General features: G+C 63.8%; 26 protein-coding genes. 17 read left to right on the plus strand and 9 right to left on the minus strand.

Features of this window, described 5'->3' with window-relative positions:
- Positions 1-25: 25 nt before the first annotated feature.
- The 6 genes from gndA to AC0L3O_RS14800 form a co-directional block, all read right to left on the minus strand.
- Positions 26-1,453 (minus strand): NADP-dependent phosphogluconate dehydrogenase, encoded by a 1,428-nt coding sequence (gndA, locus tag AC0L3O_RS14775; RefSeq protein ID WP_128169650.1) that lies wholly within the window; start codon positions 1,451-1,453, stop codon positions 26-28.
- A 171-nt stretch (positions 1,454-1,624) separates the two neighbouring features.
- A complete protein-coding gene (locus AC0L3O_RS14780) occupies positions 1,625-3,250 on the minus strand; it encodes a copper resistance CopC/CopD family protein (RefSeq protein WP_473615899.1) in 1,626 nt (541 codons plus the stop codon).
- A gap of 54 nt (positions 3,251-3,304) precedes the next feature.
- On the minus strand, positions 3,305-3,823 hold the full coding sequence (locus tag AC0L3O_RS14785; protein ID WP_128169648.1) for a YcnI family copper-binding membrane protein: 519 nt from the start codon (positions 3,821-3,823) through the stop codon (positions 3,305-3,307).
- Positions 3,824-3,862: 39 nt separating this feature from the next.
- Positions 3,863-4,402, minus strand: a complete 540-nt coding sequence (locus AC0L3O_RS14790) for a copper chaperone PCu(A)C (RefSeq protein ID WP_128169647.1) — start codon at positions 4,400-4,402, stop codon at positions 3,863-3,865.
- A gap of 104 nt (positions 4,403-4,506) precedes the next feature.
- The gene (locus AC0L3O_RS14795) at positions 4,507-4,863 is read right to left on the minus strand and encodes a DUF2946 family protein (RefSeq protein ID WP_128169646.1); all 357 of its coding nucleotides are present in this window, start codon (positions 4,861-4,863) and stop codon (positions 4,507-4,509) included.
- A 128-nt stretch (positions 4,864-4,991) separates the two neighbouring features.
- Positions 4,992-5,885, minus strand: a complete 894-nt coding sequence (locus tag AC0L3O_RS14800; RefSeq protein WP_128169645.1) for a GntR family transcriptional regulator — start codon at positions 5,883-5,885, stop codon at positions 4,992-4,994.
- A gap of 269 nt (positions 5,886-6,154) precedes the next feature.
- Between AC0L3O_RS14800 and AC0L3O_RS14805 the strand changes: the two genes are divergently transcribed.
- From AC0L3O_RS14805 to AC0L3O_RS14830, 6 genes are all read left to right on the plus strand, one after another.
- Positions 6,155-7,660 (plus strand): UxaA family hydrolase, encoded by a 1,506-nt coding sequence (locus tag AC0L3O_RS14805; RefSeq protein WP_128169644.1) that lies wholly within the window; start codon positions 6,155-6,157, stop codon positions 7,658-7,660.
- A 62-nt stretch (positions 7,661-7,722) separates the two neighbouring features.
- On the plus strand, positions 7,723-8,721 hold the full coding sequence (locus tag AC0L3O_RS14810; protein WP_128169643.1) for an aldo/keto reductase: 999 nt from the start codon (positions 7,723-7,725) through the stop codon (positions 8,719-8,721).
- Between the two features lie 329 nt (positions 8,722-9,050).
- On the plus strand, positions 9,051-10,046 hold the full coding sequence (locus tag AC0L3O_RS14815; RefSeq protein ID WP_023797365.1) for an ABC transporter substrate-binding protein: 996 nt from the start codon (positions 9,051-9,053) through the stop codon (positions 10,044-10,046).
- Between the two features lie 116 nt (positions 10,047-10,162).
- Positions 10,163-11,716 (plus strand): sugar ABC transporter ATP-binding protein, encoded by a 1,554-nt coding sequence (locus AC0L3O_RS14820; protein WP_128169642.1) that lies wholly within the window; start codon positions 10,163-10,165, stop codon positions 11,714-11,716.
- Complete coding sequence (locus tag AC0L3O_RS14825; RefSeq protein ID WP_091595434.1) at positions 11,713-12,678, plus strand: ABC transporter permease; 966 nt, start codon at positions 11,713-11,715, stop codon at positions 12,676-12,678. Before AC0L3O_RS14820 ends, AC0L3O_RS14825 begins: the two co-directional genes overlap by 4 nt.
- Before the next feature lie 65 nt (positions 12,679-12,743).
- Positions 12,744-13,760 carry a zinc-binding alcohol dehydrogenase family protein gene (locus AC0L3O_RS14830; RefSeq protein WP_473535447.1) on the plus strand — a complete coding sequence of 339 codons (1,017 nt, stop codon included), beginning with the start codon at positions 12,744-12,746 and terminating at the stop codon, positions 13,758-13,760.
- An 8-nt stretch (positions 13,761-13,768) separates the two neighbouring features.
- Here AC0L3O_RS14830 and phnF read toward each other — a convergent pair whose 3' ends face one another.
- Positions 13,769-14,518 carry a phosphonate metabolism transcriptional regulator PhnF gene (gene phnF, locus AC0L3O_RS14835; protein WP_473535448.1) on the minus strand — a complete coding sequence of 250 codons (750 nt, stop codon included), beginning with the start codon at positions 14,516-14,518 and terminating at the stop codon, positions 13,769-13,771.
- A gap of 122 nt (positions 14,519-14,640) precedes the next feature.
- On the opposite strand from phnF, the gene phnG reads away from it, so the two are divergent.
- The 11 genes from phnG (at position 14,641) to phnE (AC0L3O_RS14890) (ending at position 24,653) form a co-directional block, all read left to right on the plus strand.
- Positions 14,641-15,105, plus strand: a complete 465-nt coding sequence (gene phnG / locus AC0L3O_RS14840; protein WP_128169639.1) for a phosphonate C-P lyase system protein PhnG — start codon at positions 14,641-14,643, stop codon at positions 15,103-15,105.
- Positions 15,105-15,716, plus strand: a complete 612-nt coding sequence (gene phnH / locus AC0L3O_RS14845; protein ID WP_473535449.1) for a phosphonate C-P lyase system protein PhnH — start codon at positions 15,105-15,107, stop codon at positions 15,714-15,716. The genes phnG and phnH overlap by 1 nt, the downstream gene beginning before the upstream one ends.
- Position 15,717: 1 nt before the next feature.
- Positions 15,718-16,830, plus strand: a complete 1,113-nt coding sequence (locus tag AC0L3O_RS14850; protein WP_473535450.1) for a carbon-phosphorus lyase complex subunit — start codon at positions 15,718-15,720, stop codon at positions 16,828-16,830.
- Entirely contained in the window at positions 16,827-17,720 is an 894-nt protein-coding gene (locus tag AC0L3O_RS14855; RefSeq protein ID WP_128169636.1) for an alpha-D-ribose 1-methylphosphonate 5-phosphate C-P-lyase PhnJ, read from the plus strand. The genes AC0L3O_RS14850 and AC0L3O_RS14855 overlap by 4 nt, the downstream gene beginning before the upstream one ends.
- Positions 17,717-18,493: a phosphonate C-P lyase system protein PhnK gene (phnK, locus tag AC0L3O_RS14860; protein ID WP_473535451.1), complete on the plus strand. Its 777-nt coding sequence runs from the start codon at positions 17,717-17,719 to the stop codon at positions 18,491-18,493. Before AC0L3O_RS14855 ends, phnK begins: the two co-directional genes overlap by 4 nt.
- 55 nt (positions 18,494-18,548) lie before the next feature.
- Positions 18,549-19,256 (plus strand): phosphonate C-P lyase system protein PhnL, encoded by a 708-nt coding sequence (phnL, locus tag AC0L3O_RS14865; protein ID WP_473615900.1) that lies wholly within the window; start codon positions 18,549-18,551, stop codon positions 19,254-19,256.
- A complete protein-coding gene (locus tag AC0L3O_RS14870; RefSeq protein ID WP_473615901.1) occupies positions 19,253-19,870 on the plus strand; it encodes a DapH/DapD/GlmU-related protein in 618 nt (205 codons plus the stop codon). The genes phnL and AC0L3O_RS14870 overlap by 4 nt, the downstream gene beginning before the upstream one ends.
- A 252-nt stretch (positions 19,871-20,122) precedes the next feature.
- Positions 20,123-20,980, plus strand: coding sequence for a phosphonate ABC transporter ATP-binding protein (phnC, locus tag AC0L3O_RS14875; RefSeq protein WP_473615902.1), 858 nt, complete (start codon positions 20,123-20,125; stop codon positions 20,978-20,980).
- 162 nt (positions 20,981-21,142) lie between these two features.
- Positions 21,143-22,051, plus strand: coding sequence for a phosphonate ABC transporter substrate-binding protein (phnD, locus tag AC0L3O_RS14880; protein ID WP_473615904.1), 909 nt, complete (start codon positions 21,143-21,145; stop codon positions 22,049-22,051).
- A gap of 75 nt (positions 22,052-22,126) precedes the next feature.
- The gene (phnE, locus tag AC0L3O_RS14885) at positions 22,127-23,098 is read left to right on the plus strand and encodes a phosphonate ABC transporter, permease protein PhnE (protein WP_473615905.1); all 972 of its coding nucleotides are present in this window, start codon (positions 22,127-22,129) and stop codon (positions 23,096-23,098) included.
- A gap of 4 nt (positions 23,099-23,102) precedes the next feature.
- Complete coding sequence (gene phnE, locus AC0L3O_RS14890; RefSeq protein ID WP_473535455.1) at positions 23,103-24,653, plus strand: phosphonate ABC transporter, permease protein PhnE; 1,551 nt, start codon at positions 23,103-23,105, stop codon at positions 24,651-24,653.
- Here the strand turns inward: phnE (AC0L3O_RS14890) and AC0L3O_RS14895 are convergent.
- Positions 24,641-25,522 carry a sugar phosphate isomerase/epimerase family protein gene (locus AC0L3O_RS14895; RefSeq protein ID WP_287245859.1) on the minus strand — a complete coding sequence of 294 codons (882 nt, stop codon included), beginning with the start codon at positions 25,520-25,522 and terminating at the stop codon, positions 24,641-24,643. The two genes, phnE (AC0L3O_RS14890) and AC0L3O_RS14895, sit on opposite strands and share 13 nt — an antisense overlap.
- Positions 25,523-25,731: 209 nt before the next feature.
- Positions 25,732-26,919 carry a Gfo/Idh/MocA family protein gene (locus AC0L3O_RS14900; RefSeq protein ID WP_473535456.1) on the minus strand — a complete coding sequence of 396 codons (1,188 nt, stop codon included), beginning with the start codon at positions 26,917-26,919 and terminating at the stop codon, positions 25,732-25,734.
- Positions 26,920-26,953: the final 34 nt, after the last annotated feature.

Consider the following 26,953-nt stretch of genomic DNA (forward strand, 5'->3'; position numbering starts at 1 on the left):
TCGTTTCTACGACTGGCATGCGGCGCTAACCTGCCGCTCCGCTGCCCCACGGGCCATGGAAAGCGCCCGGCCCATCGATGCGTTCGAAGCCGTGCGCGCCGAAGAAATCGCGTTGCGCCTGGATCAGGTTCGAGGTGCCGCGGCCCTGGCGGTAGCTGTCGAAATAGGCAAGCGCCGACGACAGCGCCGGCACGGGTGAGCCGGCTTCCGACGCCCCTGCCACGATGCGCCGCAGCGATGGATGCGCTTCCTGCATCATTGCAATGAAAGCCGGCGCCATCAAAAGATTGGTGGCCGCCCCGCCGGTGCCGAAGGCTTCCGCCATCGTGTCCAGCAATTGCGAGCGGATGATGCAGCCTGCCCGCCAGATCTTGGCGATGGTCGGCATCGGCAGGTTCCAGTTGAATTCCTTCGACGCGCCGCTCATCACCGCGAAGCCTTGCGCATAGGCTGATATCTTGCCGGCGAACAGCGCCAGTTCGAGATCGCCAAGAAGCGCGTCCTTGTCTCCGGAAATGGTGGTCACGCCGCCTTTGCCATAGGCGTTTTCGGCGGCCAGCCGCTCGTCCTTGATCGACGACAGCACGCGCGCCGCCACCGCGGCCTCAATCGCGGTGGCCGGAATGCCGAGCTGCTGCGCTTCGATGACCGACCATTTGCCGGTGCCCTTCTGGCCGGCGCGGTCGAGGATGATATCGACCACCGGCTTGCCTGTCTTCGGATCGTCGGCGGCCAGCACCTTGGCGGTGATCTCGATCAGGTAGGAGTTGAGCCGGCCCTTGTTCCAGCCGGCAAACACCTGTGCGATCTCCTTCGGCCCCATGCCTAACCCGTCGCGCAAGATGCCGTAGATCTCGGCGATCATCTGCATGTCGGCATATTCGATGCCGTTATGGATGGTCTTGACGAAATGCCCGGCGCCATCGGTGCCAAGCCATGCGGCACAGGGCTCATCCCTGAACTTGGCCGAAATTGCGGTCAGCACCTTTTCGACGCGTTTCCAGGACTGTTCCGTGCCGCCGACCATGATCGACGGTCCATGGCGCGCGCCCTCCTCGCCACCGGACACGCCCATGCCGATGAAGGTGAGACCCGAATCGGAAAGCTCGGAGAAGCGCCGCATCGTGTCGCGAAAATTGGCGTTGCCGGCATCGATGACGATGTCGTTGGCCGACAGCACGCCGCGCAGTGCCGCGATCTGCTCATCGACCGGCTTGCCGGCCAGCACCATGATGATGATCGGTCGCGGCGGCCGGATGGCGGCGGCGAGTTCCTCCAGGCTGTAGCAGGGAACAACCATGTCCTTCAGCGCGCCGGCATTCTCGACGAAGGCGTCGGTACGTGCCGCGGTGCGGTTGAAAACGGCTATGCGGTGCCCCTTCTCGGCGATGTTGAGCGCCAGGTTGGAGCCCATCGTGCCGAGGCCGATCAGGCCGATTTCGGCTTTTTCCATCGTTTCTTCCCTGCTTTCGGATCTTTTGTTGAGGCGCGATTTGTAGCGGTGCCCATTCTTCTTGGGATGCCATTCTTGTCGAGATGCCAATCTTGCCGAAATGAATGACGGGCCTTCAAGGCCGCGTCAACCGCCTCGCCGAAATGTGTTGCGCAGACTGCCGGCTGGTCCTCAAGGCCTGATGTCGATCGGCGCCTCTATCTTCACGATCTCGAAATCCGAGACGAGAATATCGAGCCGTGCTGTCCATCGGCCGGGAACCGGGACGACGAGACCGTCGACGCGCCAGGTGCCGTCGCCTGGTTTTTTCGCCGCGCGCTTGATCGGCTCGATCCCGGCATCGGGTTTTGACAGCACCAGCGTCACTTGTTCAGCGTCGAGCGGGCCGAAATCTCCGGTCATGATGACGATCGAGGCGGCAACCGGCCCAACATGGCCGGGTGTGATGCTGAGGTGGGCCATCGCCTTCGGCGTGTGGATATGCACCGAAGCCGGCTGCGCCGCTGCGATCGCCAGGGCGCGTGGCGGCGGCGTGAAGCGCCAGCCGGCGGCAACGCCGAATATCGCCAGAACGATCAGCATCTCAATGCCGATCGAGCGGACCAGCCTCTTCTGTACTTCCGTCTCTCCCGCTTCCGCGGGACCGGTCAGCTTCCAGCGGTTGATGGCGGCCAGAATGAACAGAAACAACAGCAGCGCCAGCTTGACCAGCAGCAGCCGGCCATAGGCGGTCTCGAGCAAAGCTGCGGGCGCCTGTACCTGGATGACAGCCAGCACGAAGCCGGTGGTCGCAAGCACGGCCACGACAGGTAGGATCGCCTGGGAAAACCGATGCAGGAAAGGTGCGGCCTCGGCCGGCTTCCGCCTGATAGTGAGACCGAGCGGCGCAAGCGCCCCGGCCCAGAACGCGATGCCGGCGCCGTGCAGAAACACCATCGGCCTTGTCAGCCATTGCGGTTCGGCAGCACTTGCATGTCCGCTGGCGGCAAGGGCGGCGCCGACACCGGCCAGGCCGGCAAAGGCAAACAGCTTTGCGCCGCCGCGCGGCCCGACCAGCGACAGCAGGCCAAGCCCGAGCGCCACCAGCGCGACCAGCACTGTCCAGCCGAAGCTGGTGCCGAGCCCGGCCTGCCAGACGCCTGGCTGCGCCAGCCGGACGAACGGTGCGCCGAGCGCGTCCAGTCCCTGCAAGCCGAGCGATAACGGCGCCGCGACGAGGCCGCACAGGATCGCGGCGATGACGAAGCGCCGGCCGGAACGCCCGCCCTTCGCCAGCCAGGCGATGGCAAAGGCGCCGCCGACGCCGAGAAACAGGCCGAAACAGAGAAAGACCTTGCCGGTCCAGATTGCCGACCTCAGACCCCGGTCGACAGCTTCGGCGACGGCCGGCGCCGCACTCGGCGCGCCGATCGAAAACAGCACCGAGCCGCCAACCGGATGGCCATCGGCGGAGATCACCCGCCAGCTCAGCACATGCGTGCCGGATCCGAGCCGTTGCGGATTGTCGATGTCGAGCGTCTGGCCATTGAGCCGAAAGGATGTCAGCGGAACCGGCGTTCCATCGGGCCGCACCAAGGTCAGCATCAGCGGTGACACCGGCTCGCTGAAGGTCAGCGAGAACTGCGCGGGGCTCTGCGCCAGCACGGCGCCGTCCGTCGGCTCGGTTGTGACCAGCGCCGCGTGGGCGAAGGCCTGACCTGGCGCGGCAATGGCGGCAAGCAGCACGATCGCAGCCAGCAGGCAGATCGCAAATCGGCCGGTTGTGCAGACCGTTCGCAGCAGGGATGCAGCACTCATGTCACGGCACAAAACAGCGGCGCACTCTTTCGAACAAGGCGCGCCGCCAAAAAATCATAGCTTCGGCGCAAGCTTGAGGCCGGGCGCCGGATATTCCAGCGCGTCCTCATCCTGGCCGGCCGCTGGAATCTCGATCCAGCGTTCGGCGGCGCCGTCGCATTCCTGCACCACCGGGAAGTAGAGCGTTTGGCCTGCCGGCAGATCCGCCGCCAGTGTCCCGCGGAAGACGAATTCGTCGTAGAATTCGTCCGGCAGGCTGCCGCCGCTCCAGTTGACTTCCTTGACGCCGCTGGACACCTCTTGACCATGGAGCTGATAGGATTTCTCGTATCTGCCGTTCTTGACCTGCAGCGTCCAGCCGGCCTTCGGCATCGGCTTCACTGAAATCACTCCCTCCGGGATCTGCACGCGCACGGCGGTCGTCGCCTTGCCTTCACAGCCATGCGGCACGCGCAGGATGGCCTTGTAGGTCGAACCGACCGCCGCCTCCTGCGCTTCCAGCGTAATGTGGGCAAAGGCAGCACTGGTCCCCAGGACGAAAAACACGCCGGCCGACAGAAGATAATTGCTCATGATGGTTCCTCGAGTTTGAATTGTGCGGATCTGGCCGGATCAATTGGCATGGTCGTGCATGCCGCCCGTTTCGCCCATGCCTTCCACCGTGAACTCGACGGCCACCGTGCCAGCCTTTTCGAAGGTCAGCGCAGCGGAAAACTTCTCGCCTTGTTTGGGCTGACGCTTGAGGCCGATAAACATCAAGTGATAACCGCCGGGAGCTAGCGCGGCCTTGCCGCCGGCCGGGATTTCGAGGCCGCCGCTGACCGGCCGCATGGTCATGACGCCGTCCTTGACACCCATTTCGTGCAGTTCGGTCCTGTCCGACACATCGGAGGAGATCGACAGCAGCCGATCCGGCGAACTGCCGGTGTTGGTCACGGTGAAGTAGCCGCCGGCCACTTTGGCGCCCGGTGGCGTGGCGCGCGACCAGGGATGCACGATTTCGAGGTCGCCAACCCTGAACTCATGCGCGAAGACGGCCTGGGCGTTGACGAACAGCAGGGCGAGGAGGAGCACGGTGACGCCGAGTCGCTCCTCGAAGCTGCGCAGGAAGCGGCTGTTGCGGCCGAGCCGCACGCGAAAAGTGTGAGACATGATAGCTCCAGGACCTGAGAAATCGCGCCGTCGGCCAGTCGCGAACAGTTTCGATGTTGAACGAATTCGCCCGCGAAAAATTCCGCATGGCGAACCGGGACGGATCAGGCCGTCACCGGAGGCGCGCGCGGATTCGACGGAGAGCGGTCGCGGGCAAAGTCGAGATGCCTGAACGCCGGCAGCACAAACGCGACGGTTTCGACGGAAAAATTGCCGGACAGCGTGGCGGCAGCGGGCGGCGGCGCGTAGACAGCCGAAGCCATGCCGCAGCCAGGCATGCAGCAGGCCGGCATGTGCTGCTGGTGCGGATCGCCGCTTGGAAGCTGGGCCGCGCCCTCATGGGTGCAGATGACGTTGCCGAAAGCGTCGCGTTGCGAAGCATCCGGCCCGATGCCGAAGGCGAATGCGCCAAGCACCGACTGGAGCACGAGCAAATAGGCCGCGGCGAATGTCGCCGGCATGCTCCATCGTCTCTGCCGGATGTTCAAAGGCCTGCCTCCTCACGCAGCAACGGCAAGATATCTAGCACGGGGCCGGCGGTCGGAAAATCGCCAAATCACCACTGCGGCAACGCGGCGCTTTACGCGCGTTACGGTTGCTGGCCTTCTGGAATCGACGTCAGCAGCGTGTGCCGCGCGGACTTCAGATGCTTGCGGCAGGCGGCGTCGACCTTGCCGAGATCGCGCGATTTGAGCGCCGCGATATAGGCCAGGTGTTCCGCAACCGCCACTTCGTTGCGCTCGCGCTCCTGCGCCTTGTTCCACTGATAGTGGTAGTGGAAGATCATGGCGATGACGTCGTAGAAATCGACGATGAAGCGATTGTGCGACGCGCGGTGGATCAGCCGGTGAAAGCGCTCGTCGAGCTCCGAGAATTCGTTGAAGCGCATGGCGATCTCGCGCGCCAGCAGGCGATGCTCATCCTCCAGCAGGTCGAGGTCGGCCCACACCGGGCTGTCTTCCGGCAGCGCGGCGAAGGCGGCGGCCGAGCGCAGTTCGAACATCTCGCGGATTTCGGTCAGTTCCAGCGCAAAAGCGCGGGTAAAACCTTTCAGCACCCAATGGCTGTTGCGGCGCTTCTCGATCAGCCCGAAGCGGGAAAAGCGGATCAGGAACTCGCGCACGCTGGTGGTGCCAACGCCGATCTCGCGCGCCAGCTCGAGTTCGTTGATCTGCATGCCGGGCTCAGCACCGCCCGCAAGCAGCCGCCGCATGAAGGAGCGCTCGATGATCTGCGACAGCGTGTCGGTTTCTTCCTCGGGAAAAAAGTCGTCCGGCCGCGGCACGCGCAAAACCGTCTTGCTGCGCTTGTTCCAGGCGATCAGCCCGGTCTCTTCCATGCGCGCAAGGATGGTGCGGATCGTCGTGCGGCTGACGCCAAGCAGGGTGCCCAACTCGGGCTCCGACGGCAGGCTTTTCGTTTCGTCGAGCAGCCGCAAACCGCGATTGTAGGCGTCCTTATAGACGTTGTTGCTCTTCGACATCCCCTGCCCCGTTGCGCGCCGGCGCTTGCGGCGGCCGGCTTGAAGCGCGATATGCAGATGCTTCTGGCGCAGGCTCCCGGGAAGCGGAATCGCTTTTCGGAAGTCAGGCCTGGTTCCAGCGTCCGGTCCTCTGCGCATCCGCAAGAACGCGCGGCTTCGTCACGAAAAAACAATTGACGCAAAACTGTTTTTTCACGATAAAAGACATTAACTGTTAACAGGCGCGTGTCAATCGCTTGCCGATCCCAGGAACACCCAGGAAATTGCCCGTGAACACCGCAAACAGCATTCTTCTGTCCCCCGCCGACAATGTCGCGGTCGCCAACGGCCGCATCGAGATCGGCGCGGTGCTGCCGGGCGGCGCCGTTGCCACGGCGCTGATCGAACCCGGCCACAAGGTGGCGATCAAGCCGATTGCCGCCGGCGAGGCCGTGGTCAAATACGCCCAGGCGATCGGCCGCGCCACTGAAGCCATTGCGCCCGGCGAGCATGTCCATTCGCACAATCTGGTCTTCGAATCCGGGCGTTTGCCGGTGGTGCCGCCGAGCGAGGCCGTGCACGCCACAGAGGCCGATCGCGCCCGCACCTTCATGGGCTACCGCCGCGCCGACGGCCGTGCCGGCACGCGCAACTTCATCGGCGTTCTCGCCAGCGTCAATTGCTCGGCCACCGTTTGCCACGCCATCGCCGACGAGGCGAACCGGACGCTGCTGCCCAGATATCCGGGGATCGACGGCTTCGTTCCCATCGTTCACGGCCAGGGCTGCGGCATGAGCGCCACCGGCGACGGCATGATGGTGCTGCACCGCACGCTGGCCGGCTATGCTCGTCACCCGAATTTTGGCGGTGTGCTGATGGTCGGTCTCGGCTGCGAGGTCAACCAGCTCACCCTCTATGGCCAGAAGGGCGTCGCCGCGGGAAAGCGCCATTTCAACATCCAGGAAGCCGGCGGCTCGCGCAAATCTGTCGAGAAGGCGTTGGTCGTGCTGGCCGAGATATCAGAGGAGGTCGGCAAGCTTGAGCGTGAGCCGATCCCGGTCAGCGAGATCGTCGTCGGCCTGCAATGCGGCGGCTCCGACGGCATGTCCGGTATCACCGCCAATCCGGCGCTGGGCGCCGCCGTCGACATCCTGGCCGGCGTCGGCGGCATCGGCATCCTTTCCGAGACGACGGAAATCTACGGCGCCGAGCATCTGCTCGCCTATCGCGCGGCGACCCCGGAGATCGCCGCCAAGCTCGATGGCTATGTAAAGTGGTGGGAAGATCATGTCGCCAAGCATGGCGCCTCCATCGACAACAATCCGTCACCCGGCAACAAGCGCGGCGGCCTGACCACCATTTTGGAGAAGTCGCTTGGCGCCGTCGCCAAGGGCGGCCAAACGCCGCTCAACGGCGTCTTCGGCTATGCCGAGAAGGTCAGCGGCCACGGCTTGGTGTTCATGGACACGCCCGGCTACGACCCGGTTTCCGCCACCGGCCAGGTGGCTGGCGGCGCCAACGTCATCGTCTTCACCACCGGCCGCGGTTCCTGCTTCGGCTGCCGGCCGACACCGTCGATCAAGGTCGCCAGCAACTCGACCATGTACCACACGATGGAAGAGGACATGGACGTGAATTGCGGCGTCATCGCCTCGGGCGAAAAGACCATTGCCGGCATGGGCCGCGAGATTTTCGAGCTGATCGTCGAGACGGCCTCCGGCCGCAAGACCAAGAGCGAGGAGTTCGGCTACGGCGACAACGAGTTCGTGCCGTGGCACCTCGGAGCGACCCTCTAGAACAGCCACCAACTGACTTAAGACATGGACGGGGCCGGCAAATGGCCGGTGGGAGGCTTTGCATGAAGAAACGCCGTGTCGGCAGCACCGCGCTGGAAATAACCGAGGTCAGCTTCGGCGGCGCGGCGGTCGGCGGGCTCTACCGAGCCTGCCCACGCGAGACGGCGATGCAGACGCTGCAGGTCGCCTGGGATGCCGGCGTGCGCTATTTCGATACCGCGCCCTTCTACGGCTTCGGCCTTTCGGAACGCCGCTTCGGCGATTTCCTGCGCGACAAGCCGCGGGACTCCTACATGCTGTCGACCAAGGTCGGGCGCCTGTTGCGGCCGGTGCCGGAAGACCGGATTCCGGATCATTCCTATGTCGATCCGCTGCCCTTTGCGGTCGACTACGACTATTCCTACGACGGTATCATGCGCTCCGTCGAGTTCAGCTATGCGCGGCTTGGCCTCAATCGAATCGACGTCCTGTTCGTCCACGACATCGGCGTCTATACGCATGGCGTCGAGAAAACGAAGCTGCATTTCCGCCAGTTGATGGATGGCGGGCTGAAGGCGTTGGAAGAGCTGAAGTCGCACAAGGTCATTTCCGCCTACGGCCTTGGCGTCAACGAGGTGCAGATCTGTCTCGATGTGCTGCGCCAGGCGCCGCTCGACTGCATCCTGCTCGCCAGCCGCTATTCGCTGCTCGACCGCACCGCCGAAGCCGAATTGCTGCCGCTTTGCCGGCAACGGCAGATCTCGCTGATCATCGGTGGCGTCTTCAACTCGGGCATCCTGGCGACCGGCCCGGTGCCGGGTGCGCATTTCGACTACCTGCCGGCCACCGAGGACATTCTCGACCGCGTCGGCGCCATGGAAAAAATCGCCGCTGAGGGCGGCTATCCGCTTGCCGCGGCGGCATTCCAGTTCCCGCTGCACGAGCCTGTGGTGGCTTCTGTGCTGACGGGCACCGCCAAGCCGGCCAATCTGGAACGAAATCTGCAACTGCTCGACATCCAGGTGCCCGAAACAGAATTCGCCAAATATGATCCCTACACGGTCGTTCAGAAGCTCGGCTGATGCGCTGCGGCCTTCGCCGGTTGAACGGCGGACGGTGCGATCAGGAGGCGCCCCACCTTACGCCTCAAAAAAGAATGAATATTCTATCTTGACCGGAAGATGGAATTAATATTCCATACCTTTTCGGGGAGGGGGTTTGGCAATGAGGATCGGCACTCCCTTCCGGTCGGGGCATACGCAGGACGATACGAAACACCGCTTGCGTCGACCCAACCTATGCACTATCAAAATGCGGTAAATGTTTTTTATTGATAAAGTTCCGTTTGGCCAGCGCCTATCCAAACCGAGCTTCCGCTACGTTCACCAGGCGACCTAGGGAGGAAGTCTAAATGAAATTCGTGACCAGCATTCTCAACCGCCGCGTATTCGTGGCGCTCGCCGCCGCCTCGATGCTTGCCGGCGTGATGCATTCGGCGCCGGCTTCGGCGGCGGACGTAACCATTCCGATCATCGTCAAGGACACCACCTCTTTTTACTGGCAGATCGTGCTGGCCGGCGCCCGCAAGGCCGGCAAGGACCTCGGCGTCAACGTGCCGGAACTCGGCGCCCAGGCGGAGACCGACGTCAACGGCCAGATCTCGATCCTTGAAAACGCCGTCGCCGGCAACCCGGCTGCCGTGGTCATCGCACCAACCGAGGCCAAGGCGCTCGGCAAGCCGATCGACGAGGCAGCCACCAACGTCAAGATCATCGGCATCGATTCCGGCGCCGACTCCAAGGCCTTCACCTCGTTCCTGACCACCGACAATATCCAGGGCGGCCGCGTCGCCGCTGACGGGCTGGCGGCCGCGATCGGCGAAGCCAATGGCGGCAAAATCGAGGGCGACGTCGCCCTGATCACCGCGCTTCCGGGTGCCGGCTCGCTCGAGCAGCGCGCCCAGGGCTTCAAGGAACAGCTTGCCGCCAAATATCCCGGCCTCAAGCTCATTGCCGACAAATACGCCGACGGCCAGGCCACCACCGGCCTCAACATCGCAACCGACCTGATCACCGCCAACCCGAACCTCAAGGGCATCTTCGCCTCCAACCTGATCATGGCGCAGGGCGTCGGTCAGGCGATCGCCGAGAACAGCCTTGCCGGCAAGGTCGGGCTGATCGGTTTCGACAGCGACGAGAAGCTGGTCAAGTTCCTCAATGACGGCGTCATTTCCGGCCTCGTCGTCCAGGATCCGTACCGGATGGGCTATGACGGCATCAAGACGGCGCTCGCTGCCTCGAAGGGCGAGAAGGTCGAGGCCAATGTCGACACCGGCGCCAACCTCGTCACCAAGGCTAACATGAAAGATCCGAAGATCGACGCGCTGCTCAATCCGAAGCTCGACTGAGCACCGGCATTGGCACACCGTTTCCGGGGCTTTTTGCCCCGGAAACGACCTACACGCGTGCCACTCGTGAGGCCGATCTGGGAGGCCAATCTGGGAGGCCAATTGGGAGGAACGTCATGACGTCGACGGCGCAGGAACTGCATCCCGCCCCAACGCTGGAACCGGGCAGGACGATCCTCGAACTCAAGGGACTGGAGAAGCGATATCCCGGCACGCACGCGCTGAAGCCGGTTGACCTCGCCTTCAAGGCCAGCGAAATCCACGCCATTGTCGGCGAGAACGGTGCCGGCAAATCCACCCTGATCAAGCTTTTGACCGGCGTCATGCCGCGCACCTCCGGCGACGTCATCTGGGAGGGCAAGCCGGCAGCGCTGGCGACGCCGCATGAGGCGATGGCGCTCGGCATCAATGCCGTGCACCAGGAGGTCGTTCTGTGCCGCCATCTCACTGTCGCGGCCAACATGTTCCTCGGCGAGGAGGATTCCCGCTTCGGCATACTGCAGCAGCGGGCCATGGTCAGGGAAGCGCAGAAGATCATCGACGATCTCGGCTTCGATCTGCCGGCGCATGTCGTGCTGGGTGACCTGACCATAGGCCAGCAGCAGCTGATCGCCGCCGCCCGCGCCACCGTGCGCGGCACCAAGTTCCTGATCTTCGACGAACCGACTGCCTATCTCACCCGCAAGGAAGCCGACCAGCTGTTCACGCTGATCCGCCGGCTGAAGGGCGAAGGCGTCACCATCATCTACATCAGCCACCGCATGGAAGAGGTATTCGAGCTCGCCGACCGCGTCTCGGTGCTGCGCGACGGCACGCTTGTCGGCACCAGGAACATCGCCGAGACCAACGACGCCGAGCTGGTCAAGATGATGATCAACCGCTCGATCGAGCAAGTCTATCACAAGGAGCATTTTACCCCGGGCGCGACGCTGCTCGAAGCCCGAAATCTTTCCGGCAAGGGCTTCGAAAATGTCTCGATGACGGTCCGTGCCGGCGAAATCGTCGGGCTCTACGGCCTGATCGGCGCCGGGCGCAGCGAGTTCGTCACCACGCTCTACGGCCGTCACCGCAAGTCGGCCGGCCAGATCCTCTGGGAGGGCAAGGAGGTTCAGGTCAACTCCGAGCATGACGCTATCAGGCTCGGCATGGCGCTGGCGCCGGAAAGCCGCCGCGACCAGGGCCTCTGCCTCAACCTGCCGGTCGGCCTCAATCTCAATCTGCCGATCTACAAGCGCATCTCCAGCAATCTGCTGATCTCCAGCGCACAGGAGAAGACCGAGGCGGATCGCCAGATCGCCAATCTCAGGATCAAGACGCCGACGCGTCACGCCCTCGCCTCCAGCCTGTCCGGCGGCAACCAGCAGAAGATCGTCATCGGCAAATGGCTGGCGCACGGCGCCAAGCTGTTCATCTTCGACGAGCCGACAGTCGGCGTCGATGTCGGCACCAAGGCCGAGATCTACCGCCTGTTCAGTGCGCTTTTGTCCAAGGGCGCCGGCATCATCCTGATCTCGTCCTATCTGCCCGAGGTCTATGAACTGGCCGACACGCTGCATGTGTTCCGGCGCGGCAAGCTGGTGGCCACTCATGGTTTCCACACTGCCGACCATGAGGAGATCCTCACCCAGGCGCTGGCCGAGAAACAAGAAAAACCGGGAGGACAGATATGAGCACCGAGGCGATCGCGGCCGAAAGGCCGAAACGCAACTACAACGCGCTGTTCGGGCTGACGCTGCTGGCGCTGCTGGTGCTGTTGTGGGTCATCCTGTCGGTGGCGACGCCGAGCTTCGCCTCCGCCAACAACATCTCGAACCTGCTGCGGCAAGGTTCGATGATCGCCATCCTGGCGGTCGGCCAGACCTTCGTCATCATCACCGGCGGTATCGACCTTTCCGTCGGCGCCGTGGTTGGCTTCGCCACCGTCATCGTTGCGATGCTGATCAATGCCGGCGTGCCGATTTACCTCGCCATCCTGATCACCTTGCTGGTTGGCGTCGCCATCGGCCTGTTCCACGGCTTCGGCATCGTCAAGATGGGCCTGCCGCCCTTCATCATCACGCTGGCGACGCTGACCTCGCTGCGCGGCATCGGCCTTTTGATGACCAATGGCAACTCGATCTCGATCAACAACGACGCCTTCCAGCTGTTTTCGCGCAGCTCGTTCCTCGGCGTCCCCAATCTGTTCTGGATGGTGATCCTGGTCGGCATCCCCGCCTACATCTTCCTGCATCACAGCCGCTGGGGCCGGTATCTGTTCTCGGTCGGCTCCAACGCCGAGGCCTCGCGTCTGTCCGGCGTCAACGTCCAGCGCACCATCTACATGGCCTATACGCTGTCTGGCCTCTGCGCGGCTTTTGTCGGCGTGCTGCTTGCCTCGCGCATCGGCATCGGCAATCCGACGCAGGCCGAGGGCTGGGAGTTGCAGGCGATCGCCTCGTCGGTGATCGGCGGCACTTCGCTGTTCGGCGCCGTCGGCTCGGTGCACGGACCGCTGCTCGGCGCCTTCATCCTCGCCACTATCAACAACGGCGCCAATCTCTTGAACGTCAATGCCTTCTGGCAGCGCATCATTACCGGCGTGCTGATCATCGTCATCGTCTATTTCGACGGCCTGCGCCGCCGCGGCAAATAGACCATCTTAACAACCGCCGGCCCGGCGATCGGGCCGGCGGCGCCATGAACCGACTGGATCAAAGCATGAAAGCCGTCATCTGCCGTTCGCCCGGCGATCTTGTTGTGGAAGACCGCCTGGCGCCGGGCACACCACCGCCGGGCTGGGCGTTGGTCGCGGTCAGTCATGTCGGCATCTGCGGCACCGACTATCACATCTTCGAGGGCAAGCATCCGTTCCTCGCCTATCCCCGCATCATGGGTCACGAGGTCTCCGGCACCGTGATCGAGGCCGGCGAAGGCGTCGACCTGCCGGTGGGCGAGCCGGTGATCATCAACCCGTATCTCGCTTGCGGCAAATGCAGCGCCTGCCGCCTAGGCAAGCCGAATTGCTGCGTCAGGATCGAGGTGCTCGGCGTCCACCGCGACGGCGCCATGTGCGAACGGATCCTGGTGCCGGCGCAAAATCTTTATCCGGCCAACGGCCTGTCGCTGGCCGATGCCGCCGCCGTCGAATTCCTGGCGATCGGGGCGCATGCCGTGCGGCGCTCGCTGGCTGATCCCGGCGCGCGCACGCTGGTCATCGGTGCCGGGCCGATCGGCCTCGGCACGGCGCTGTTTGCCCGCATCGCCGGTCTCGACGTGACGCTGCTCGACATGAGCGCGGAAAGGCTTGGCTTCGCCGCAAGCGAACTCGGCTTCGCCACCCTCGACGCATCACGGCAGTCTGCGACCGATCTGGTTCGCGAGGCGACCAACGGCGAAGGTTTTGACGTGATTTTCGATGCCACCGGCAACACTCAGTCCGTCCAGTCAGCCTTCGCCCATGTCGCGCATGGCGGGACGCTGGTCCTGGTCAGCGTCGTCAAGGACGACATCGTCTTTTCCGATCCTGAATTCCACAAGCGCGAGATGACGCTGATCGGCAGCCGCAACGCTCTGCGCGTCGACTTCGACCATGTCGCCGCCTCGATCCGCGATGGTGCTGTGCCGCTGGCAAAGCTCGTCACCCATCGCACGACGCTTGGCGACACGCCGCGCGACCTCGCCCGCTGGGCGCATGAGAAATCCGGCCTGATCAAGGCCGTCATCCAGGTCGGATGAACCGGACTTTAAAGCGCCGATATCTTGAGCTCGACCCGCTCAGCCGGAAACCGGGTTTCGGCAAACTGGATCGGCTGGCCGTCCGGCGTGACGTTGACGGCGACCGTGACCAGCACGATGGCGCCGGGCTGCAGATTAAGATCGGCAAGGTCGGCGGCGTCCGCGTGGCGGGCCGACAACACCGTCGATTGTCTGAGATAGTCACCGATGCCGAAACGCCGGAATGAGGCGGTCACCGATCCGGTTTCGGCCATGGCGGCATCGATGCCGGCGAAGCGAGCCGCGTCGAACCAGCCGGTCGCACGCGAGACCGGTTGCCCATCGGCTTCGCCGCGTGTCTCGAGGCGTATGACAGTCGAACCCCTGGCAAGCCCCAGCCCTTCGGCGACGCGCCGGCTGGCCGGCTCGACCGCCGATTCGAGCAGCACGCTGCGGCGCTCCGACGCCTGCCCTTGCAAGCCCTCCGAAAAACGGGTGCGGGCGCCGATCGGATAGGACAGGCGCTTGCGCGACAGCACGAAGGTGCCGCGCCCCTGTTCGGCCCTGAGCACGCCATCCTGCACCAGTGCGGCGATGGCGCTGCGCACCGTATGGCGGTTGACGCCATAGCGCTGGGCCAGTGCAACTTCCGGTGGCAATGCAGCATTCTCGGCAAAGTCGCCGACGGCGATCGACTGCAGGATCTGGTCGGCGATCTGCCGCCACAGCGAGACGCCGCTGCGCCGCTCCAAGCTGCTGGCCATCTGCTGACCGATCATTTCTTTGCCCCGATCTTTTCGCGCTGTCATCCGTCCGTCATGGACACGCTTTAGAAAATAGATATAATTTGTATAATTGTCCATATCAATGGACGAATTTTCGATGCAAGGGAATGTCAACCATGCGAGGACAGGAAGCGCGCGATCAGCAGCTTGAGCGCAAGGCCGTCATGGCGACGTTGGCGCAATCGACCGGCGACGATATCGTCCGCCTCTGGAACGAAGCCGGCCTGCCTTCGGAAGCAGAACTCCTGCGCGGCCCTGAAACCGGCCTGGTCACCGTGCGTGGCCGCATCGGCGGCGGCGGCGCACCATTCAACGTCGGCGAGGCGACGGTCACCCGCGCGACTGTGCGGCTTGCCTCGGGAGAAGTCGGCCACTGCTATGCGCTCGGCCGTGACAAGCAGAAAGCAAAACTGGCGGCGATCGCCGACGCGCTCTGGCAGGATCCCACCCGCCGCAACGAGGTCGAGAGCAAACTCATTGCGCCGCTGCAGGCCGCACTGGCCAGCCGACGTGAGCGGCGGCGCGCCGAGACGGCGGCAACGAAGGTCGATTTCTTCACCATGGTACGCGGAGAAGACTGATGGACATCGCAACGCAAGCGATCGAGGGCGGCTTTGCCAATCCGGTGTTCGACGCCCAGACAGTGTTCCGCGCCGTGATGGACGCAATGGCGCGGCCGGGCACCCTGCAGCCTCTGCCGGTCTTTGCCCGCCCACCGGCGCCGCTGTCGGCCACCGCGGGCGCCATCGCGCTGGCGCTGTGCGACAACGACACGCCGCTCTGGCTCGACCTCGTTCTGCAGGCCCCAGCAGCGATGAAATCCTGGCTCGGCTTCCACACCGGCGCGCCACTGGCCCACACGCCAGCCGATGCGCATTTCGCGCTGATCGCCACGCCGGCCGAGATGATGGCGCTCGACGGCTTTTCACAAGGCACCCAGGACTATCCCGACCGCTCGACGACGCTGATCCTGCAGGTCAGCGATCTCGTCTCAGGCGCGCCGCTGCTGCTCGAAGGTCCTGGCATCGAAACAACCGCGACAATCGCGCCGGCGCAGATGCCGCGCCACTTCGTCGAACAATGGAAGCAGAACAATCAGCGTTTCCCCCGTGGTGTCGACCTTATCCTCGCCACCCCGGAAGGCGTTGCCTGCCTGCCGCGTACGACGCGCATCAAGACGATGGAGGCGTGATATGTATGTCGCGGTAAAAGGCGGTGAAGCGGCCATTGCCAACGCCCACGCCCTGCTCGCCGACCGCCGCCGCGGCGACCGTTCCGTGCCGGCGCTTCGCCTCGACCAGATCGTCGAGCAGCTGGCGCTCGGCGTCGACCGGGTGATGAGCGAAGGTTCGCTCTACGACCGTGAATTGGCGGCGCTGGCCATCGTTCAGGCGCGCGGCGACATGATCGAGGCGATCTTCCTGGTTCGCGCCTATCGCACCACGCTGCCGCGCTTCGGCTACACCAGGGCGATCGACACCGGGGCGATGCTGGTCGAGCGGCGCGTGTCGGCGACCTACAAGGATCTTCCCGGCGGCCAGCTGCTCGGCCCGACCTTCGACTACACGCACAGGTTGCTCGACCCCGAACTCGCCGCGGGCGGCGACGTCGCCGAGCCGCTGCAGCGTGCCAGCGACGCGGACGCCATGCCGCGCGTCTCCGCCATCCTCGCCCGCGAAGGCCTGATCGAGCCCGATGGCGACATGCCGCAGGACCATATCCCGGGCGACATCACCCGCGAGCCGCTGGAGTTCCCGATGGCGCGCGACATCCGCCTGCAGGCGCTGTCACGCGGCGACGAGGGTTTTTTGCTGGCGCTCGGCTACTCCACCCAGCGCGGCTATGCCCGCAACCATCCGTTCGTCGGTGAGGTTCGCATCGGCGAGGTCGAGCTGGAACTCGACGTGCCGGAGCTGCCATTCGCCGTACCGCTCGGTTCTGTGCGTGTCACCGAGTGCCAGATGGTCAACCAGTTCAAGGGCTCGGCCAAGGCGCCGCCGCAATTCACCCGCGGCTACGGCCTCGTCTTCGGCCAGAGCGAGCGCAAGGCGATGGCCATGGCGCTCTGCGACCGCGCGCTTCGTGCAACCGAATTCGGCGAAGATGTCGTCGCCGCTGCCCAGGACGAGGAATTCGTCATCTCGCATTCCGACAATGTCCAGGCGACCGGCTTCGTCGAGCACCTCAAGCTGCCGCACTATGTCGACTTCCAGGCCGAGCTCGACCTGGTGCGCCGCATGCGCGCCGAGCACGACGCCCGCGAGAACGGCGGCAAGATGGAAGAAAAAAGGGAGGCCGCGGAATGACCGCACAACCGACCGACATCGCCACCTACAACTTCGCCTATCTCGACGAGCAGACCAAGCGGATGATCCGCCGCGCGATCCTCAAGGGTATCGCCATTCCCGGCTATCAGGTGCCGTTCGCCTCGCGCGAGATGCCGATGCCTTATGGCTGGGGCACCGGCGGCGTTCAGGTCACCGCCTCGATCATCGGCCCGGACGATGTGCTGAAGGTCATCGACCAAGGCGCCGACGATACCACCAATGCGGTCTCGATTCGCGCCTTCTTCAAGAAGGTCGCCAATGTCGCCGTCACCACCGACACGGCGAAGGCGACCATCATCCAGACCCGCCACCGCATCCCCGAGCACCCGCTGACCGCAGGCCAGGTGCTGGTCTATCAGGTGCCGATTCCCGAGCCGCTGCGCTTCCTCGAGCCGCGCGAGACGGAAACGCGGAAAATGCATGCGCTGGAGGAATATGGACTCATGCATGTAAAACTCTACGAAGACATCGCCAGACACGGTCGCATCGCCACCACCTACGCCTATCCGGTCAAGGTCGAGGGTCGCTATGTGATGGACCCGTCGCCGACGCCGAAGTTCGATAACCCGAAAATGCACCGTTCGCCGGCTCTGCAACTGTTCGGCGCCGGCCGCGAAAAGCGCATCTATGCGCTGCCGCCTTTCACCGACGTGATCAGCCTCGACTTCGAGGACCATCCGTTCGAGGTGCAGACCTTCGACCAACCCTGCGCACTGTGCGCGGCCGAAAACGTCTATCTCGACGAGGTCATCCTCGACGACCATGGCGGCCACATGTTCGTCTGCTCCGATACCGACCATTGCGAGAAGCGGCGCGAGCAAGGCCATCGCGGCCACCTTGCGCCCGAGACGATGGAGCCGGCGCAATGACCGACGAACCGCTGCTGCGCGTTTCCGCGCTGTCCAAGTTCTACGGCTCGCGCATTGGTTGCGAGAACGTCAGCTTCGACCTGTGGCCGGGCGAGGTGCTGGCAGTGGTCGGCGAATCCGGATCCGGCAAGACGACGCTGCTCAACTGCCTGTCGACCAGATTGCTGCCGAGTTCCGGCACCGCCAGCTACCGCATGCGCGACGGCCAGCTCCGCGAGCTTTACCGCATGAGCGAGGCCGAGCGCCGCTTCCTGATGCGCACCGACTGGGGTTTTGTCCATCAGAACCCCGCCGACGGGCTGCGCATGACGGTGTCGGCCGGCGCCAATGTCGGCGAGCGGCTGATGGCGGTCGGCGACCGCCACTATGGCAATATCCGCGCCACCGCCGTCGACTGGCTGTCGCGCGTGGAGATCGACGGGGACCGTATCGACGACGAACCGCGCGCCTTTTCCGGCGGCATGCGCCAGCGCCTGCAGATCGCCCGCAACCTCGTCACCGGGCCGCGGCTGGTGTTCATGGACGAGCCGACCGGCGGCCTCGACGTTTCGGTGCAGGCGCGCCTGCTCGACCTGTTGCGCGGCCTGGTCACCGATCTCGGCCTGGCGGCGATCGTCGTCACCCACGACCTTGCGGTGGCGCGTCTGCTGTCGCAACGCATGATGGTGATGAAGGACGGCCGCGTCGTCGAAAGCGGCCTCACCGACCGCGTGCTTGACGATCCCCGCGCGCCCTACACCCAGCTTCTCGTTTCTTCGATATTGCAGGTGTGAAGATGATTGTTCCGGGTGCTGGCCCGCAAACGAACGACGATCGGAGAATTTTCTGATGGCAACCCCGCTCGTCGTCTCCGATGTCGCCAAGAGCTTCACCATGCATCTGCGCGACGGCATCAAACTGCCGGTCGTCGCCGGCGTGTCGTTCTCGATCAGGAGCGGCGAATGTGCCGTGCTCGGCGGCCCCTCCGGCGCCGGCAAGAGCTCGATCCTGAAGATGCTCTACGGCAACTATGCCGTCGACGCAGGCCAGATCATCGTCCAGCACGAGGACGGGCTCATCGATCTGGCGACGGCCAGCCCACTCACCGTGCTTGCCGTGCGCCGCCTCACGATCGGCTATGTCAGCCAGTTCCTGCGCACAGTGCCGCGCGTCTCGGCGCTGGATGTCGTCGCCGAACCGCTGGTCGAGCGCGGCGAGGACCGTGAGGTTGCGTGCAACAAGGCGCGCGCCTTGCTGGCGCAGCTCAACCTGCCGGAAAAACTCTGGGCATTGCCGCCGGCGACCTTTTCCGGCGGCGAGCAGCAGCGCGTCAACATCGCACGCGGCTTCATCACCGAGCACCCGATCCTGCTGCTCGACGAGCCGACGGCTTCGCTCGACGCCAGCAACCGCGACGTGGTGATTGCGCTGATCGCGGCCAAGAAGGCGGCCGGCGTCGCCCTGCTTGGCATTTTCCACGACCACGACGTGCGCGAGGCGGTGGCCGACCGCGTCATCGACGTGACCGCTTTTGCCGCCGGGAAAATCGCCGCATGACCAGAAAACTGTCGGAAACGCCGCTTGTCCACGAGACGGCGGAAGTCGACAACTCGACGCTCGGCCGCTGGACCGAGATCGCCGAACGCTGCCGGCTTTCGGAAAGTACGCTCGGCGACTATTCCTACATGATGCAGGACTGCAGCGCCTGGTGCGCGACGATCGGCAAATTCGCCAACATCGCCGCCAGTGTGCGCATCAACGCCACCAACCATCCGACCTGGCGGCCGACGCTACACCATTTCACCTATCGCGCCTCTGACTATTGGGACGACGCCGAGCACGAGAGCGAATTCTTTGCCCAGCGCCGCGCCAAACGGGTCACCATCGGCCACGACACCTGGCTTGGCCACGGCTCGACCATCCTGCCCGGCGTCAGCGTCGGCGACGGTGCGGCGGTCGGCGCCGGCGCCGTGGTGTCGAAGGACTTCGCGCCCTACACCATCGTCGGCGGCGTGCCGGCCAAACCGATCCGCGAACGCTTCGACCGCCGCACGGCGGAACGCTATCGGGCACTTGCCTGGTGGGATTGGGACCACGCCCGCCTGCGCGCCGCGCTCGACGATTTTCGCGCGCTTTCGGCGGAAGCATTTCTGGAAAAATACGGCGGCTAGTGAATGGTGAATAGTGAATGGCGGCAGGGAAGCCGTTCTTGTCACCATTCACCATTCACCATTCACCATTCACCATTCACCATTCACCATTCACCATTCACCATTCACTTGATCGAACCGGGTCCGCCGGCTCGCCCCCTTCCAGGCTGTGGACGGTAACAAAACTGACATCAATCCGACACCGCGGTTTCACGCGGCTGCGCTAGCCAAGGCTAACAGACCTTCGAAACGCGACTGGACTGGAACTTGCCTATGTCAGCAACCTCAGCCACGCTCGAAATCCGCGGCGTCACCCGTCGGTTTGGCAGGAACACCGCCGTCAGCAACGTCGACATCTCGATCCCGCACGGCCAGATGGTCGGCATCATCGGCCGCTCGGGCGCCGGCAAGTCGACGCTTTTGCGCATGATCAACCGCCTCATCGATCCGAGCCAGGGCTCGATTTTCTTTGACGGCGCCGAAGTCTCCAGCCTGCGCGGCTCGCTGCTCAGGCGCTGGCAGCGCGACTGCGCCATGATCTTTCAGCAATTCAACCTGGTGCCGCGCCTTGACGTGCTGACCAATGTGCTGCTCGGCCGGCTCAATCACCGCTCGACAATTGTCAATCTGCTCGGTGTCTTCTCCCGTGAGGAACGGGCCGAGGCAATCGCGGCGCTCGAACGCCTCGACATCGCCCGCACGGCGCTGCAGCCAGCCGGCACCTTGTCCGGCGGCCAGCAGCAGCGCGTCGCGATTGCCCGCGCCATGATGCAGCAGCCGAAAGTCATCCTCGCCGACGAGCCGATCGCCTCGCTCGATCCGCTCAATGCCAAGGTGGTGATGGATTCGCTGCAGGACATCAATCTGCGCGAGGGCCTTACCGTCGTCACCAATCTGCACACGCTGGATACTGCGCGCACGTATTGCAACCGCATAATCGGCATGGCCGCCGGCAAGGTGGTGTTCGACGGTCCGCCCGAAGAGCTCAATCGCGAGGCCGTGCGCATGGTCTATGGCGCCGACAGCAAAGGCGGCGAAATCTCCGAGGCGATCACCTCGACCAGCGTCGCCGTCAAGCAAAAAATCGCCGCATCCGCCGGACCGCTCGAGCCGGCATTTCCTGGCTATTAGCTCCAAGATCCCGGCGAGTGGATATCGGTATACGAGTATACGAAAGCAGACGACGAAAGAGCGCCTGGACCGCCAGTCCGCATCAAGGCCGGGCGTAAAAAAGGCGCTGTCAAGATTCGAACGCTTCCGGCGCGACGCCGGAACCAACAGGAGAGACGCGAAATGTTTAGAAAAATACTTTTCGGTGCCGTTTCCATCCTCGCCATGGCGATGGGCGCGGTCCAGGCACAGGACCTGAAGGAATTCCGCGTCGGCATTCTGGGCGGCGAGAACGAGGCCGACCGTCTGCGCAACTACCAGTGCTTCGCCGACCACATCAAGGAAGTCCTTGGCGTCGAGAAAGTTTCCTTGTTCCCGGCCGCCGACTATGACGGCGTCATTCAGGGCCTGCTCGGCGGCACGCTCGACTTTGCCGAGCTCGGCGCTTCCGCTTACGCCAAAGTCTATCTCGAAAACAAGGACGCGGTTCAACCGGTCCTGACCACGATCCAGACCGACGGTTCGACCGGCTACCGTGCGGTCATGGTCGCCCGAGCTGATTCCGGCATCAAGACGCTCGCCGACATGAAGGGCAAGAAACTCGGTTTCGCCGATCCCGATTCGACTTCTGGTTACCTGATCCCGGTCACGTCACTGCCCAAGGACATCGGCATGGATGTGAAGAGCTACTTCGCGTCGACCGGTTTCGGCGGCGGCCATGAACAGCTTGTCCTTGAAGTCCTGAAGGGCACGTTCGATGCCGGCACCACCTGGGCCTCCGGCGTCGGCGACTTCAACGACGGCTACAGCTCGGGCAATCTGCGCAAGATGGTCGACAAGGGCGTCCTCAAGATGGATGACCTCGTCGAACTGTGGCAGTCGCCCCTGATCCCGAACGGCCCGCTGGTATTGCGTACGTCGATCGACGCCGGCACCAGGCAGAAGATCACCGATTTCCTGACCAAGCTTCCGGAAACCGATCCGGCCTGTTTCTCGGCAATTCAAGGCGGCGATTACAAGGGCTATTCGCCGGTTACCCCGGAATTCTACCAGCCGATCATCGACGCCCGTAAGGCGAAGATCGGCTCGTAGAAACAAACTGCCACAACGCCGCCGGGGCCATGTGCCGCCGGCGGCGTTGCCGCATCAGGGGCCGGGGATCTATCGATGAGTGCGACCGAAATTTACCGCGCGCCCGCGCTTTTACCGGAGGGAGCCACCGTCGAGCGGCACTGGCGCGATCTTGCCGCCCGCCGGCGCCTTTACACGATCGGCGGCCTGGTTTTCCTGTTTCTTGCACTCTCCGGCTCGCTCTGGTTCGCCAACGAAACCAACGCCGGAAAGTTCTTCGACCGCCTTCCCTACGTCGCCGACTTTTTCGCCGAGTTGAAGCCGCGCGACTGGTTCGACCCGGCGCGTGCGCTGTTCGACCTGCCGTCCCCCTATGACGACGGCAGCCTCAAGTTCGACTACCCGGAAGGCCGGGTCTACCTGACCCAGGGCATCTACATTCCGGAGTATTTCCACCGGATGATCGAGACGCTGAACATCGCCCTGTTTTCGACGCTGGTGGGCGCCACATTCGGTTTCCTGCTCTGCTTCTTCGCTGCAGGCAATATCACGGCCAGCCGCTGGGTCCGTTTCGCTACCCGCCGCTTCCTTGAAATTGTCCGCGCCTTTCCGGAAATTGTCATTGCCGGCTTTTTTCTGGCGATTTTCTCGCTAGGGCCGATTCCTGCGATCATTGCGGTCAGCATCCATACCGTCGGCGCGCTCGGAAAAATGTTCTTCGAAGTCGTCGAAAATGCCGACATGAAACCTGAGGAAGGCTTGCGCGCCGTGGGCGCCAATTGGGTCGAGCGGGTGTGGTTCGGCATCGTGCCCCAGGTCCTGCCCAACTTCATCAGCTATTTCCTGCTCCGCTTCGAGATCAATGTGCGCGCTTCGACCATTCTCGGCGCCGTCGGCGCCGGCGGCATCGGCGAATCCCTGCGTCTTTCGATCGGCCGAGGCCATGAGGCCAAGACCATCGCCATCGTCTTCCTGCTGTTCTGCACGATCGTCGCCGTCGACCAGCTTTCGGCATGGCTGAGACATCGTCTTGTCGGCCGCCAGGCGTTCGCATACGGCGGAGAGTAACGCGATGAACGCCGCCGCAATCAACGACGTCGCCGCTCGCCATCCGGACGCGTTCCGGCGCTCGCTGTGGAAGCGCTACGCCACTCCGATCGGCATGCTTCTTTGCATTCTCTACACCTTCTATTGTTCGTGGTTCTTGTCGGTCGCCGCCGTTCTCGAAAAGGCGAACTGGAACCTTGCCGGCGCTTATCTCGCCGACTGGGTGTCTTACGAAATCCGGCCCGACATCGAATTCAAGGACAATCATCTGACAATCGACTACTCCCGCTTCTCCAAGCTGGGATCCAATCCAGATCCCGACTGGGTGGCCAAGCAGATGGCCGTCATCGAGCGGCAGGTCGAGACAGCGCCGGCACCGGCGATCGCGACCAACAAGTCGTCGCATGATTCGTTCATGGCGCCTGGCGCGCCAACTGCCGAGAACCCGGCCGCCCCGTCGGGCCAATCCGCTCCTGCGGTGCCTGAAACGGTGCGCGAAAACGCCGTCGTGGCGGCGACCGTCACCCTTGGCAATGGCCAGATCGCCGTCACGCCAAACCTGGTCACCGTGACGCGCGGCGCCGAAACCGTCGTCTTTGACATCGCCAAGGGCAGTTCTGTGACACCGCGCATACCGCTGCCCGACTGGATCGAGCAACGCAGGCCAGGCTCGACAGCCTATGTCTCGTTCGGATTTCTCGGCCGTGCTGAGGTGCAGAACGACGAGGTAGTCGCCTGGCGACGTTTCTTCGGCTGGGCCAATTTCGTGTTCGACACGAACTCGCCATTCTGGGGAAAGCCGTTCAGCGAGGTCGCTTCACTGATCGTCGCCGGGGCTCGCATCGACCCGTCGCGGTCAAACGCGGCGCTCGCCTGGGACAACATTTTGAACAACGCCGAGTGGCAGCACGGCGACGTCTGGCTGAAACTCTTGCAGACCATCGTCATGGCTTTTGTCGGCACCGTGCTGGCCTCGATCGTTGCCTTTCCGCTCGCCTTCCTGGCTGCGCGCAACGTCACGCCGAGCCGCATAGCCAACCAGGTGACAAAGCGCTTTTTCGATTTCCTGCGCTCGGTCGACATGCTGATCTGGGCGCTGTTTTTTACGCGCGGCTTTGGTCCTGGGCCGCTGGCCGGCATGTCGGCTATCTTCTTCACCGACACCGGAACCTTGGGCAAACTTTATTCCGAGGCGCTGGAGAACATCGACGACAAGCAGCGCGAGGGCATCCGCTCGGTCGGCGCCACCCCGGCAATGGTGCAGCGCTACGGCGTGCTGCCCCAGGTTCTGCCGGTATTCCTCAGCCAATCCCTTTATTTCTGGGAATCCAACACCCGGTCAGCGACGATCATAGGCGCTGTCGGCGCCGGCGGCATCGGCCTGAAATTGTGGGAGGCCATGCGCACCAACACCAACTGGGCCAATGTTTTCTACATGGTTCTGCTGATCCTGCTTGTCGTTTTTATCTTCGACAGCATCTCCAGCTACCTCCGCCGCAAGCTGATGGGGACCGTCGCAAACAGCAATGATGAGCGGCGCGTTTCCGCCCGCCCGCCGGCAGCTCAGATCGCCTGAGAGGAAGGCTGCGTCCAGGCACCAGCCTTTTTCCAGCCGCTCTTGATGTGCTTGTAGCCGTCGCGGTAGACGGCTTCCGTGCTTTCCGAAAAATCGCGCCAGACCTTGGTAGCCGCCGCCAAATCTTTCAGCGAGCGGCCGAAGGCCTCGATCGTCAGCCAGTCGTCATAGCCGCTCTTGCGGATGGCCGAAAACGTCTCTTGCCACGGAATGTGGCCGCGCCCCGGCACGCCGCGATCATTCTCCGAAATATGGATATGGACGACATTCTTGCGGTTGCGCGAATAGGCGCCGATCGCGTCCGTCTCTTCAATATTGGCATGGAAAGTGTCGTACATCGCCTTGATGTGCGGCCGGTCGATTGCGTCGACATGCTCCGACAGATCGTCCATTGTGTTGAGCAGATAGCATTCGAAGCGGTTGAGCGCCTCCAGCCCGATGGTGACGTTTTTGTTGCCGGCATGATCGCCGATGGCGCGTTGCGAGGCGACGGAGCGCTTTTTCTCCGCCGCCGTCGGCCCACTGCCGGAGAAGGCGCCGAGCGTCGAATGCAGCGGGCCGCTCAGCGTTTTGGCGCCAAGCGCTTGTGTGCAGTCGATCGCCCATTTCATATAGTCGATGCCGGCTTTGCGCGTCGAGGCATCGGCCGAGATCAAATTCATCGCCGGATCGCCCATCGCCGAAACGGCGGTGCGCTCCAGCCCGATGCGGTCGAGCAGCGCGCCGAGCTTTTTGTAATCGTCCGGCGTGCCGGCAAAGATCGGTATCTCGACGCCGTCGAAGCCGGTCGCCTTGATATCCCTGAGCAGCGGCTCGTGTTTCTTCGACACCGCCGTCGTCCACAAAAACATGCACATGCCGATTTTCATCGACGTCCCTCCCTTTTTGACGGCCGGCTGGCTCCTCCGCCGACTTCGCCATAAGCCCCCTCATCCGGCCGCTTCGCGGCCACCTTCTCCCCGCTGGGGAGAAGAGGCAGACGGCAGCGCCGGCGTCTCCTCTCCCCTCGGGGAGAGGTCGGATTGCCCCGAATTGCCCTTGCAATTCGGTTGGCAATCCGGGTGAGGGGGCGCAGCGATCAAAGCTTCGTCCAGGCCCCGTTCTTCTTCGACGACTTCACGCAGGCTTCAATGAAGGCCATGCCTTCGACACCGTCGTGGATGGTCGGGAAAATAACCTCCTTAGCCGGCTTGCCACCCTTCCGGCGCGCCGCGCGGATGGCGCGGGCCGCCTCCTGGTAGATGTTGGCGAAGCCTTCGAGATAGCCTTCCGGATGGCCTGACGGAACGCGGCTGACACGCCCGGCGACGGGCAGCGCGCCGGCGCCATTTCGGGTGATCAACTGCTTCGGCTGGCCGAACGGCGTGTACCAGAGGTAGTTCGGATCGGCCTGCACCCATTCAAGCCCGCCTTTCGAGCCGTAGATGCGCAGCTTCAGCCCGTTCTCGTGGCCGGGCGCCACCTGGCTCGCCCACAACATGCCCTTGGCTGGGTGCGACTTGCCGACCGGCTTGAAGCGCAGCATCACATTGACATTGTCGTCGAGTTGCCGCCCCGGCACGAAGGCGTCGAGATCGGCGGAAAGCGCATCGAGCTCAAGCCCGCAGACGAAGCGTGCCAGATTGTAGGCATGCGTGCCGATGTCGCCCAGCGCGCCGCCGGCGCCGGCCTGTTTGGGATCCGAGCGCCACGCTGCCTGCTTCTGGCCGGTGGCGGCAAGGTCCTCGGTCAGCCAGTCCTGCGGATATTCCGACTGCACGATGCGAATGTCGCCGAGCTGCCCCTTGGCCACCATCTCGCGCGCCTGCCGCACCATCGGATAGGCGGTGTAGTTGTGGGTGAGGACAAAGACCTTGCCGGTCTTTTCGACCAATGCCGCCAGCTTCTTCGCTTCCGCCAACGTCGTCGCCAGCGGCTTGTCGCAAATGACGTGGATGCCGGCTTCGAGAAACGCCTTCGCCGCCGGCACATGCACATTGTTGGGCGTGACGATGGCCACCGCCTCGATGCCGTCCGGCCGCTTGGCCTCGGCCTTGGCCATCTCGGCGAACGAGCCGTAGCTGCGCGCCGGATCGAGCCCAAGCTCCTCGGCCGACGCCTTGGCGCGCGCCGGGTCGGATGACAGGGCACCGGCGACCAGCACGAACTCATTGTCCATGCGCGCCGCGATCCGGTGCACGGCGCCGATGAAGGCGCCTTGCCCGCCGCCGACCATGCCGTAGCGGATCGGGCCGCCTCCCGTTTCCGACTTCGATGCGCCGACCATGATTTTTCTCCCTCGTCTGAAATACCCCTCCCCC

Source organism: Mesorhizobium sp. WSM4810 (assembly GCF_055811235.1).

What these genes read in the sequence shown, in the direction of transcription:
- AC0L3O_RS14825 (WP_091595434.1), top strand. Translation starts at nt 11,713, where the DNA reads ATGAGCACCGAGGCGATCGCGGCCGAAAGGCCGAAACGCAACTACAAC.
- AC0L3O_RS14900 (WP_473535456.1), bottom strand. Translation starts at nt 26,919, where the DNA reads ATGGTCGGCGCATCGAAGTCGGAAACGGGAGGCGGCCCGATCCGCTAC.
- phnF (WP_473535448.1), bottom strand. Translation starts at nt 14,518, where the DNA reads ATGATCGGTCAGCAGATGGCCAGCAGCTTGGAGCGGCGCAGCGGCGTC.
- AC0L3O_RS14800 (WP_128169645.1), bottom strand. Translation starts at nt 5,885, where the DNA reads ATGTCGAAGAGCAACAACGTCTATAAGGACGCCTACAATCGCGGTTTG.
- AC0L3O_RS14815 (WP_023797365.1), top strand. Translation starts at nt 9,051, where the DNA reads ATGAAATTCGTGACCAGCATTCTCAACCGCCGCGTATTCGTGGCGCTC.
- phnK (WP_473535451.1), top strand. Translation starts at nt 17,717, where the DNA reads ATGACCGACGAACCGCTGCTGCGCGTTTCCGCGCTGTCCAAGTTCTAC.
- phnE (WP_473535455.1), top strand. Translation starts at nt 23,103, where the DNA reads ATGAACGCCGCCGCAATCAACGACGTCGCCGCTCGCCATCCGGACGCG.
- phnH (WP_473535449.1), top strand. Translation starts at nt 15,105, where the DNA reads ATGGACATCGCAACGCAAGCGATCGAGGGCGGCTTTGCCAATCCGGTG.
- AC0L3O_RS14895 (WP_287245859.1), bottom strand. Translation starts at nt 25,522, where the DNA reads ATGAAAATCGGCATGTGCATGTTTTTGTGGACGACGGCGGTGTCGAAG.
- AC0L3O_RS14810 (WP_128169643.1), top strand. Translation starts at nt 7,723, where the DNA reads ATGAAGAAACGCCGTGTCGGCAGCACCGCGCTGGAAATAACCGAGGTC.
- phnG (WP_128169639.1), top strand. Translation starts at nt 14,641, where the DNA reads ATGCGAGGACAGGAAGCGCGCGATCAGCAGCTTGAGCGCAAGGCCGTC.
- phnL (WP_473615900.1), top strand. Translation starts at nt 18,549, where the DNA reads ATGGCAACCCCGCTCGTCGTCTCCGATGTCGCCAAGAGCTTCACCATG.
- AC0L3O_RS14830 (WP_473535447.1), top strand. Translation starts at nt 12,744, where the DNA reads ATGAAAGCCGTCATCTGCCGTTCGCCCGGCGATCTTGTTGTGGAAGAC.
- AC0L3O_RS14790 (WP_128169647.1), bottom strand. Translation starts at nt 4,402, where the DNA reads ATGTCTCACACTTTTCGCGTGCGGCTCGGCCGCAACAGCCGCTTCCTG.
- AC0L3O_RS14870 (WP_473615901.1), top strand. Translation starts at nt 19,253, where the DNA reads ATGACCAGAAAACTGTCGGAAACGCCGCTTGTCCACGAGACGGCGGAA.
- phnE (WP_473615905.1), top strand. Translation starts at nt 22,127, where the DNA reads ATGAGTGCGACCGAAATTTACCGCGCGCCCGCGCTTTTACCGGAGGGA.
- AC0L3O_RS14850 (WP_473535450.1), top strand. Translation starts at nt 15,718, where the DNA reads ATGTATGTCGCGGTAAAAGGCGGTGAAGCGGCCATTGCCAACGCCCAC.
- AC0L3O_RS14855 (WP_128169636.1), top strand. Translation starts at nt 16,827, where the DNA reads ATGACCGCACAACCGACCGACATCGCCACCTACAACTTCGCCTATCTC.
- AC0L3O_RS14785 (WP_128169648.1), bottom strand. Translation starts at nt 3,823, where the DNA reads ATGAGCAATTATCTTCTGTCGGCCGGCGTGTTTTTCGTCCTGGGGACC.
- phnD (WP_473615904.1), top strand. Translation starts at nt 21,143, where the DNA reads ATGTTTAGAAAAATACTTTTCGGTGCCGTTTCCATCCTCGCCATGGCG.
- AC0L3O_RS14820 (WP_128169642.1), top strand. Translation starts at nt 10,163, where the DNA reads ATGACGTCGACGGCGCAGGAACTGCATCCCGCCCCAACGCTGGAACCG.
- AC0L3O_RS14780 (WP_473615899.1), bottom strand. Translation starts at nt 3,250, where the DNA reads ATGAGTGCTGCATCCCTGCTGCGAACGGTCTGCACAACCGGCCGATTT.
- phnC (WP_473615902.1), top strand. Translation starts at nt 20,123, where the DNA reads ATGTCAGCAACCTCAGCCACGCTCGAAATCCGCGGCGTCACCCGTCGG.
- AC0L3O_RS14795 (WP_128169646.1), bottom strand. Translation starts at nt 4,863, where the DNA reads ATGCCGGCGACATTCGCCGCGGCCTATTTGCTCGTGCTCCAGTCGGTG.
- gndA (WP_128169650.1), bottom strand. Translation starts at nt 1,453, where the DNA reads ATGGAAAAAGCCGAAATCGGCCTGATCGGCCTCGGCACGATGGGCTCC.